The 9,283-nt window shown below is 67.4% G+C and carries 9 protein-coding genes and 1 pseudogene; 1 reads left to right on the plus strand and 9 read right to left on the minus strand.

Annotation, left to right across the window (positions count from 1 at the left end):
• Positions 1–4: 4 nt before the first annotated feature.
• On the plus strand, positions 5–367 hold the full coding sequence (locus AWC08_RS35100) for a hypothetical protein (RefSeq protein WP_142283509.1): 363 nt from the start codon (positions 5–7) through the stop codon (positions 365–367).
• Between the two features lies 1 nt (position 368).
• Here AWC08_RS35100 and AWC08_RS10390 read toward each other — a convergent pair whose 3' ends face one another.
• The 9 genes and pseudogenes from AWC08_RS10390 to AWC08_RS36390 form a co-directional block, all read right to left on the minus strand.
• A complete protein-coding gene (locus tag AWC08_RS10390) occupies positions 369–1,391 on the minus strand; it encodes an NUDIX hydrolase (protein ID WP_069434120.1) in 1,023 nt (340 codons plus the stop codon).
• Positions 1,391–2,515 carry a glycosyltransferase family 4 protein gene (locus AWC08_RS10395; RefSeq protein WP_069434121.1) on the minus strand — a complete coding sequence of 375 codons (1,125 nt, stop codon included), beginning with the start codon at positions 2,513–2,515 and terminating at the stop codon, positions 1,391–1,393. The genes AWC08_RS10390 and AWC08_RS10395 overlap by 1 nt, the downstream gene beginning before the upstream one ends.
• Complete coding sequence (locus AWC08_RS10400) at positions 2,515–3,465, minus strand: phosphatidylinositol mannoside acyltransferase (RefSeq protein ID WP_069434122.1); 951 nt, start codon at positions 3,463–3,465, stop codon at positions 2,515–2,517. Before AWC08_RS10400 ends, AWC08_RS10395 begins: the two co-directional genes overlap by 1 nt.
• Positions 3,462–4,115 carry a phosphatidylinositol phosphate synthase gene (pgsA, locus tag AWC08_RS10405; protein ID WP_069434123.1) on the minus strand — a complete coding sequence of 218 codons (654 nt, stop codon included), beginning with the start codon at positions 4,113–4,115 and terminating at the stop codon, positions 3,462–3,464. The genes AWC08_RS10400 and pgsA overlap by 4 nt, the downstream gene beginning before the upstream one ends.
• 7 nt (positions 4,116–4,122) lie before the next feature.
• Positions 4,123–4,692, minus strand: coding sequence for an ATP adenylyltransferase (locus AWC08_RS10410; RefSeq protein WP_065134333.1), 570 nt, complete (start codon positions 4,690–4,692; stop codon positions 4,123–4,125).
• Positions 4,689–6,746 (minus strand): threonine--tRNA ligase, encoded by a 2,058-nt coding sequence (thrS, locus tag AWC08_RS10415; protein WP_069434124.1) that lies wholly within the window; start codon positions 6,744–6,746, stop codon positions 4,689–4,691. The genes AWC08_RS10410 and thrS overlap by 4 nt, the downstream gene beginning before the upstream one ends.
• Before the next feature lie 147 nt (positions 6,747–6,893).
• Positions 6,894–7,841 (minus strand): glycosyltransferase family 2 protein, encoded by a 948-nt coding sequence (locus AWC08_RS10420; protein ID WP_159459979.1) that lies wholly within the window; start codon positions 7,839–7,841, stop codon positions 6,894–6,896.
• Positions 7,842–8,074: 233 nt separating this feature from the next.
• A complete protein-coding gene (locus AWC08_RS10425) occupies positions 8,075–8,698 on the minus strand; it encodes a PaaI family thioesterase (protein WP_069434126.1) in 624 nt (207 codons plus the stop codon).
• Positions 8,699–8,733: 35 nt separating this feature from the next.
• Positions 8,734–9,283 (minus strand): annotated as a pseudogene (locus AWC08_RS36390) (PE family protein); the annotation flags it as partial.

Genomic DNA, 9,283 nt, shown 5'->3' on the forward strand with positions numbered 1-9,283 from the left:
ACGGATGACGTGGGCGAGAACACTGGCGGTAATCGCGCTAATCGGGCTGGCGGCGAGTGTGCCGGTACCGGCCTGGGCCACGTTCGCTCGTCAGGACGATCCCGATTCGGGGGTTCCTTCCGGGCCGGACGACCCGCGGTGCATCTCGATGCCCTTCGAACCCCAGTGCCAGGGCGGCCCCTATGCCGCGCCCAGCGCCCCGACGTCGCCGGCCGATCCTACCTGCGCCACCATGCCCGCCGACCCGATCTGCGCGGGCGGCCCGTACGCCATTCCCACGCCGCCCCAGCCCGTGGCGCCACCGGTTATTCCCGCCCCACCGGTGATTCCCGAACCGCCGGCAGTTGGTACGCCCGGGAAGATTTGACTCAGCTGATCGACTGCGGCACCACGGCATCCCGCGGAGCGGAGTCGACCAGCTGGTTGGCCCTCGGTAGCAGTTCACCCAACTGCCGCGGGTAGACGATCTCGCCGGCGGCGGCCAGTTCGGTGATGTCGGCGGGCCCGCACCACCGGGCGCCGTGGATGTAGCTGCGTTCCAGCGCCGTCCGCCCGTCCAGCGCCGGCTCGAACCGCCGGGTGCGGTGAACCAGGTAGAACTCCTCGCTGTCGATCATCGAGCCGTTGAACTCGAAGACCTCGTCGCGCCGCCATACCGGTCCGACCAGATCAGCCGGCGCGACCTGCAAACCGGTTTCCTCGGCCAACTCACGCGCGGCCGCTTCGGCCAATCGCTCCCCCGGCCGGACTTCGCCGCCGACGGTGAACCACCACCGCGGTGCATGGGCAATGGCGGGATCCGAGCCGCACAGCAGCAACACCGCGCCGTCCTCGTCGAGCAGGACGACCCGCGCCGAGGTGCGGTGGTTGAGCTGGTCACCGGTGTGCCGCTGCGCGTGCGGCCGCTCGGCGATCTCGAAATAGGTTGGCAGCGGCGCCCTTCCGCCGAGATGAAAGAGCCGCACCATGCGCCGTTCGGCCAACACCAGGGTGTCGCGCACCGCGTCGTTGTGGAATCGGCGGGCCAGCAACACCCGTGCCTCGGCATCGGCCAGTTCGGCCACCAGGCCCGCCGGCACCGACGCGGGATCGACCAGCGCCAGCGCGGCCGACAACTCGTTCTCCGCGGTCTCCCGCTGACTGCGCGGCGCACGCTCGGCGGCGTCGGCCAGTGCCGCCAGCCGCTCGCCCTCCGGTGATCCGCCGTAGGCATCGATAGCGACCGCACGCGCCACTACCGCCCGCCGGGCCAGCGCGCTGTCCAACGCCTGCCAGGACAGGTCGTAGCGGACGTTGAGCCGGTCGAGCCGGTTGGCCCGCTGATAACCCCAGGCACCGAACACCACCAGCACCACGAGCAGCAGGACCCCGACAACGATCAGCCACACCATCAGCTGGCCACCTGGACCTTGACCCCGGAGCCGGCGACCGTCTCGTAGACCCGCATGATCTGGCTGGCCACCACCGACCAGTCGTAACGGGAGACGGCTTCGCTACCGGCGGCGACGTAGCGCGCGCGCCGCGCGTCGTCCTCCAGGACCGCGATCAGCGCCTGGGCCAGCGCATCACCGTCTTCGATCGCAACCAGCCGCCCGAGCTCCCCGTCCTGCAGTACCCGCCGGAACGCATCGAGGTCGCTGGCCACCACGGCGGTGCCGGCGGCCATCGCCTCCACCAGGACGATGCCGAAACTCTCGCCGCCGGTGTTGGGCGCGCAGTACACGTCGGCGCTGCGCATCGCCGAGGCCTTGCCGGCGTCGTCGACCTGCCCCAGAAACCGCAGATGTTCGACGAAGTCACTTGCCTGAGTACGCAATTCGTCCTCGTCGCCACGTCCCACGATCAACAGCTGCAGGTCGGGAAAACGCTGCACGACGGCCGGCATGGCGGCCAGCAGCGTCGTCATGCCCTTGCGCGGCTCGTCGTAGCGTCCCAAGAACAGCACCGTCTTGCCCGGCCGCGGATATCCGTCCAGCAGCGGCGCCGAGGCGAAGGAGTCGACGTCGACGCCGTTGGGAATCTCCACGGCATCCGAGCCCACCGACTCCATCTGCCAGCGCCGCGCCAGGTCCGACACCGCTATCCGGCCGACGATCTTCTCGAACCTGGGCCGCAACATGCCGCCCAGGACCGACATCGCCACCGATTTGGTGGTCGAGGTGTGAAACGTCGCCACGATCGGGCCCTCGGCGATGTCCAGCGCCAGCAGCGACAGGCTCGGGGCGCCCGGCTCATGCAGGTGCAGCACGTCGAAATCACCTTCGGCAAGCCACTTCTTCACCTTGCGGTAGGTGACCGGGCCGAACCGCAGGCGGGCCACCGACCCGTTGTAGGGGATGGGAATGGCCTTGCCGGCGGACACGACGTAGTCGGGCAGCGCGGTGTCCGGAGACATCGGAGCCAGCACGCTGACCTGATGTCCGCGGTCGGTCATCACCTCGGCCAGCTGCAACACGTGCGACTGCACCCCGCCGGGTACATCGAACGAGTAGGGGCAGACCATCCCGATCCGCATCAGCCGTCCTTCAACCAGGCCTGCCGGTCGTCCGACAGATCCGCCAGCCACTGCGGTTGCAGCATGTGCCAGTCTGCGGGATGGGCAGCGATATTGCGCGCGAACTCATCGGCCAGGGCCTGGGTGATGGCGCCGACGTCGCCGCTGCTGCAGTCCAGCGGCGGCTGCATGTTGCATTCCCAGCTGTCACCGGAGAACCAGCAGTGCGACGGCAGCAACGCCGCGCCCGTCGCGATTGCGAGCTTGGCCGGCCCGGCGGGCATCCGGGTGGGTTCGCCGAAGAAGTCGACCTCGACACCGGTGCGGGTGAGGTCGCGCTCGGCCATCAGGGCCACGATCTGATTGTCGCGCAGCCGGTCACACAGCACCTCGAACGGCGGTCGGTCGCCGCCGGAGTGCGGGATGACTTCGAAGCCGAGCGTCTCCCGGTAGTCGATGAAGCGCTCGTACAACGATTCCGGTTTGAGGCGTTCGGCCACCGTGGCGAACGTGCCGTACGTGTGTGCCAGCCAGACACCGTTCATGTCCCAGTTGCCGCTGTGCGGCAGTGCCAGCACCACACCGCGGCCGGCGGCCAGCCCGGCGTTGAGGTTGTCCTGGCCGTGAGTCCCGCTGTCGAGCCGGCGCGTCAGCGCGCGCAGATCCATCGTCGGCAGCCGGAACGCTTCCCGCCAGTACCGGGCATAGGAAGCCAGCGAGGCGCGCATCAGCGAGTCCGGCACTTGCGTCGGCCGTACCCCGGTCACACGGGCCAGGTTCTTGCGCAGCTGCTCGGGCCCACCGTTGCGGGCGGCATAGCGGGCACCGGCCTCAAATGCGTTGCGCGCGGCGAACTCCGGCAGCACCCGCACCGCCCGCCAGCCGGTGGCATAGGCCCAGTCGGTGGCCTTGCCGGTCAGCAGGTCGCGGGGCCGGCCGGGCAGTTTCAGACCTACTGATGGCGGTATCACTGCTCGTTCTTTCCTGGGATGGGAATCCGGTCCACGGCCCCGGGCGAGGTCCGCACCGCGTACAACCGCTGCCCACAGGTGATCACGCTGAGCACGGCCAACAGCCACATGCCGATCGGCAGCGCCGGCGGCCAGGCCACGAACGGAAAATCCGACACCCCGGCACCGACCAACACGATGATCAGCCGCTCCGGGCGCTCGATGAAACCGCCGTCACCCCGCAGCCCGCTGGCTTCGGCTCGGGCCTTGATGTAGGAGATCACCTGCGAGGTCACCAGACAGATCAGCGTCGCCGCGGTCAACCATTTGTCGTGCATGTGAAAGGCGATCCACCACGCCAGCCCGCAGAACACCGCGCCGTCGCTGATGCGGTCGCAGGTGGCGTCCAGCACCGCGCCGAACCGGGTGCCGCCGCCGCGAATACGCGCCATCGCCCCGTCGGCCATGTCGAAGAGCGTGAAGAACCAGACCACACACCCGCCGATGAACAGCTTGCCCATCGGAAAAAACACCAACGACCCCGCCATCGAGCCCACGGTGCCGATGACGGTGACGATGTCCGGCGTCAGACCGACCTTCAGCGCGGCACGGGCCACCGGGTTGGTGAGGCGGGCGAAGAACGCCCGCGACAGGAATGGCAATTTGCTCATGCGTGCCTCACGACTGCCGCGCCCACTCGTCGGCCAGCAGCCGGCGGGTCTCGCGCAGCAGCTGCGGTATCACTTTGGAGCCGCCGACGATGGTGATGAAGTTCGCGTCGCCGCCCCAGCGGGGGACGACGTGCACGTGCAGGTGCTCGGCCAGCGAGCCGCCCGCCGAGGTCCCGAGGTTCATGCCGACGTTGAAGCCGTGCGGTCGGGACACCTTCTTGATCACCCGGATCGCCTTCTGGGTGAACGCCATCACCTCGGCACTCTCGGCCTCGGTGAGGTCCTCGAGCTCCGACACCCGCCGGTAGGGCACCACCATCAGGTGACCCGGGTTGTACGGATACAGGTTGAGCACGGCATAGACGAGCTCGCCGCGGGCCACCACCAGACCTTCTTCGTCGGACATCTGCGGGATGTCGGTGAACGGCTCGCCCCGGCTGGCATCAGCGCGCTTGCTGGGCGCTTCGGCGAGGTAGTTCATCCGATACGGGGTCCACAGCCGCTGCAGATGGTCCCGCTGGCCGACGCCGCGGTCGTGGATCGTGTCCTGATCGTTCGGGTCGTCCCGGTCACTCACGTTTCGCTCTCCGGGACTTTCACCAGTTCCGCTGTGGGCGCGGCATTTTCGCGACGGGCGATCCAGTCGACGATCGCCGCGACCGCGCTCTCGCGGTCCACCCCGTTGATCTGGGTGCGGTCACCGAACCGGAAACTGACCGCCCCGGCCTGCACGTCCCGGTCGCCGGCCAGCAGCATGAACGGCACCTTCTGGTTGGTGTGGTTGACGATCTTCTTGGCCATCCGGTCGTCGCTGGCGTCCACCTCCACCCGGACTCCGTGCGATTTCAGTTGCAGCGCAACATCTTCCAGGTATGGAACGTGCTCGTCGGCCACCGGGATGCCGACCACCTGAACCGGCGCCAGCCAGGCCGGGAACGCGCCCGCGTAGTGCTCGGTGAGGATGCCGAAGAACCGCTCGATCGACCCGAACAACGCCCGGTGGATCAGCACCGGACGCTGCCGGGACCCATCGGAGGCGGTGTATTCCAGCTCGAAGCGGTCCGGCATGTTGAAGTCCACCTGCAGCGTCGACATCTGCCAACTGCGCCCGAGTGCGTCTTTGACCTGCACCGAGATCTTGGGCCCGTAGAACGCCGCGCCACCCGGGTCGGGCACCAGCTTCAGACCGGAGGCCTCGCCGACCTCACGCAGGATCGCGGTGGCCTGCTCCCACACGTCGTCGGAGCCGACGTACTTGTCGGGGTCCTTGGTGGAGAGCTCCAGGTAGTAGTCGTCCAGACCGTAGTCGGCGAGCAGGTCCAGCACGAAGCGCAGCACCGAGGTCAGCTCGTCGCGCATCTGGTCGAGGGTGCAGTAAATGTGCGAGTCGTCCTGGGTCATCCCGCGTACCCGGGTCAGCCCGTGGATGACGCCGGATTTCTCGTAGCGGTAGACACTGCCGAACTCGAACAGCCGCAACGGAAGTTCGCGATACGACCGGCCGCGCGCCCGGTAGATCAGGTGGTGCATCGGGCAGTTCATCGGCTTGAGGTAATAGTCCTGGCCGGGTTTGCGCACGGTGCCGTCCAGGTTGAGCTCGGCATCGAGATGCATCGGCGGGTACATCCCGTCGGCGTACCACTCCAGGTGGCCCGAGGTGACGTAGAGCTGTTCCTTGGTGATGTGCGGGGTGTTGACGAACTCGTACCCGGCTTGCTCATGCTTGCGCCGCGAGTACTCCTCCAGCTCCCTGCGGATGATGCCGCCCTTGGGATGGAAAACCGCGAGGCCCGAACCGATTTCGTCGGGGAAGCTGAACAGGTCCAGTTCGACGCCCAGTTTGCGGTGGTCGCGGCGCTGGGCCTCGGCGATGAGCTCCAGATGGGCCTCGAGTGCCTCCTGCGATTCCCACGCGGTGCCGTAGATGCGTTGCAGGCTCGCATTGTTCTGATCACCCCGCCAGTACGCGGCCGAACTGCGGGTCAGCTTGAACGCCGGGATGTGCTTGGTGGTGGGGATGTGCGGCCCACGGCACAGGTCGCCCCAGACCCGTTCGCGGGTGCGGGGGTTGAGGTTGTCGTAGGCGGTGAGCTCGTCGCCTCCAACCTCCATCACGTCGGGGTCGCCCGATTTGTCGTCGACGAGTTCGAGCTTGAACGGCTCGTTGGCCAGTTCCTCGCGCGCCTCGTCCTTGGACGCGAAGACGCGCCGGTCGAACAGCTGGCCTTCCTTGACGATCTGGCGCATCCGCTTTTCCAGCTTGTCCAGGTCCTCGGGCGTGAACGGTTCGGCGACGTCGAAGTCGTAGTAGAAGCCGTCGGTGATAGGCGGGCCGATGCCGAGTTTGGCGTGCGGGAACAGGTCCTGCACCGCCTGGGCCAGCACGTGTGCCGCCGAGTGGCGGATGACGCTGCGGCCGTCGTCGGTGTTGGCCGCCACCGGAGTCACCTCGACGTCGGCGTCGGGCACCCAGCTGAGGTCACGCAGTTTGCCGTCGGCGTCGCGGACCACCACGATCGCCTCGGGGGTACCGCGCCTCGGTAACCCCGCCTCGCCGACAGCGGCCGCCGCGGTGGTCCCGGCAGGAACCCGGATCGGGGATGCCTGGATCTGATGTGCGGGGGCGCTCATTGCGTGGCTCTCCGTGGCTTGGGCATGTTCGGGGGCATGGCGTAATCGGTCGCGACCATGCTATCGGTGTCCACCGAGACGGGCCCAAGCCGATGGCCCCGGAGCGTGAGTGAGAGAGCGCCACGGCCCTATCGGGCGAGCATCACGTCAGGCCGCCGGCGGCCATTGCGGCTGGGCGGTGCTGAGGCCGCCGGTGCCCGAGACCACCAGCCGGCTGGCCACCGGCGCCGGCGCGCGCTCGGCGCGCACCGCGGCACGCAGCTTCGCCGTCGTGAATCGATTGTTTTCGCCGTCGTACAACAAGCGCAAGGTGTGCACCGGGAAGTAACCCAGCAACAGAATTGCGATGGTCATGACCGCTGCGCCGCTCTTGACGTGGTGCGCCTTTGTTGTCCTGAGATAGCGCATTGCATACCGATAAAATTTGCGTGGGGAGTCCTCCACCCGCCGGCCGGACACACCGGCAATAAGCGAGGCGTCGTATTCGATCTCGAAGTTGTTCTTGAACAGCGTCACGGCGAGGTCGATATCTTCGTGCAGTCGGTCTTCGGGATCGAGTTGGGTGAGGTGACGGACGGCGCGCCACGCCGACGCGCGGAGCGCCATATTGGAACCGAACAGAAACCGTTGGTCTTTCGCCTTCCGGTGCAACCGGTCCCGCACGGCACGGTCAAGCCGGAAGACGGCCTCCTTAAATGGCATGTCGTAGTACCACACTGGGCCCGTCACCGCGCTGACGGCGGGGTTCTGGAAGCGGCGGCGGATCGTCTCGACCCAATTGTCGGCGATCGTCGAGTCGGCGTCGATGCGGCCGATGACGGTGCTGCGTACGTTGTCGAATCCATGGTTGCGCGTGGGGATGATGCCTTGATGGTCGTGTTGGGCGATCAACCGGATGGTGATATGCGGGTTTGCGACTTGGAACCGGCGCACAATGTTTTCGGTGTCGTCCGTGGACCTGTTGTTGACGACGACTATTTCATCCGGAAGGGATGTTTGGCGAAGGCAGGATTCCAGACAGTTGGCGATGAACCGTTCCTCGTTGTAGGCGGGAATGACGACCGCTACCGAGGGGATCGCTGCACCGTCTGACAATTTCGGACGACTTAACGCATTCAAGATTTCGGTCATTGTCCGACCCGCTATCGCTCGTGCCGTCTATTACCGATACACACCTCGGCGCCATGCGGTGAGATGCCCAGTTCGATCGGCGAACGGCCACAGATCGAACCTGATCAATATTCGACACCTATGCAATGATTTGTCAAGGAAATTGTTTTTGAAGGATATTCAGCTTTGTGCGTGGAGTTTCGCCCACCCGATTGACCTCAGGGTTGCCCCGGCTTGAGGCGCACGAACAGCGCGTCGGCTTCGGTCAGCAGTGTGTCGCCGTCGCGCAACCGGCCGGACACGAAGATCTTCCGCCCGTCCTCGCTGTCGAGTCCGGCGTCGAAGTGCAACTCCTTTTCGATCGGCACGATGTTGCGGTAGTTGATCTTCAAATACGCCGTGCGCTGGCGACGGCTGCCGGTGAGCACCGACGCCGTCAGGCCGAGCACGGTGTCGAACAGCATGCCCAGCGACCCGCCGTGCACGGCGCCGTTGCGTCCTAGGTGGAACCGGGCGAACCGCGCCCGGCCTTCGATGCGGCCATCGTCAGTTTTGTGTGCGTCCATCGGGATGGTCAGTAGATTCCCGCGCATCGGCAGGTCCATCCGTCGGCCCGACGGCGACTGCCATTCGTCGGCGTCGAACGGCGCCAGCAATGCCGACAGTTGCTCGAGTCGGTCAGCGGCTTCGGTGATCACCTCATCGGGCGCGTCGACGGCGCGGGCGTGATCCTGCAACCGGCGCACCGCCTCGATGAAGCGGTGGTAGTCCGGGCCACCCTTGTCGGTCGGTTCGGGCGGGTTGAAGCCCCCGCCGGGGTGTGGGGCCCGGTCGTGTGTCACCAGGACACCGTATTCGACCCTGCCCCGGCTGCCGGCTAACCGGGTTGACCCGAGACGCCCTGGCCGCCGGCCTTGCCGTCAGCTCCTGTCGTGCCACTGCTCGTATTCCCGACACCCTTGGCTCCGCCCTTGCCGAAGGCTCCACCGTCGCCCCCCGCTCCACCGGCGCCGCCGTTACCGCCTGCACCACCGCTACCGCCGTAACTGGTGGTGCCACTACCGGCCCCGCCGACGCCGCCGACACCGCCGACGCCGCCTACTCCGCCGGCGCCGCCCGTGCCGCCCGTGCCTGCGGTGCCGCCGGCTCCTCCGTTGCCGACCAGGAAACCGCCGGCCCCACCGTTACCGCCGTGCCCGCCGGCGCCACCAGCGCCGCCAACACCGCCGGTGGCGGCGTCGCCGCCGATGCCGCCGTTTCCGGCCGTCGCAGCAAGACCTAGAACGGATGTCGCGGCGCCGCCGGAGCCAGCGTTGCCACCGTTACCACCGAGCGCACCGGTGCCCCCCAGGCCCCCACGACCGCCGGTGCCGCCCTGACCTCCCTGACCGACAAAGAAGCCGCCGTGTCCCCCATCGCCGCCCGCC

Source organism: Mycobacterium gordonae, from assembly GCF_002101675.1.
Taxonomy (GTDB): Bacteria; Actinomycetota; Actinomycetes; order Mycobacteriales; family Mycobacteriaceae; genus Mycobacterium; species Mycobacterium gordonae.

What these genes read in the sequence shown, in the direction of transcription:
- AWC08_RS35100 (WP_142283509.1), top strand. Translation starts at nt 5, where the DNA reads ATGACGTGGGCGAGAACACTGGCGGTAATCGCGCTAATCGGGCTGGCG.
- AWC08_RS10390 (WP_069434120.1), bottom strand. Translation starts at nt 1,391, where the DNA reads ATGGTGTGGCTGATCGTTGTCGGGGTCCTGCTGCTCGTGGTGCTGGTG.
- AWC08_RS10395 (WP_069434121.1), bottom strand. Translation starts at nt 2,515, where the DNA reads ATGCGGATCGGGATGGTCTGCCCCTACTCGTTCGATGTACCCGGCGGG.
- pgsA (WP_069434123.1), bottom strand. Translation starts at nt 4,115, where the DNA reads ATGAGCAAATTGCCATTCCTGTCGCGGGCGTTCTTCGCCCGCCTCACC.
- thrS (WP_069434124.1), bottom strand. Translation starts at nt 6,746, where the DNA reads ATGAGCGCCCCCGCACATCAGATCCAGGCATCCCCGATCCGGGTTCCT.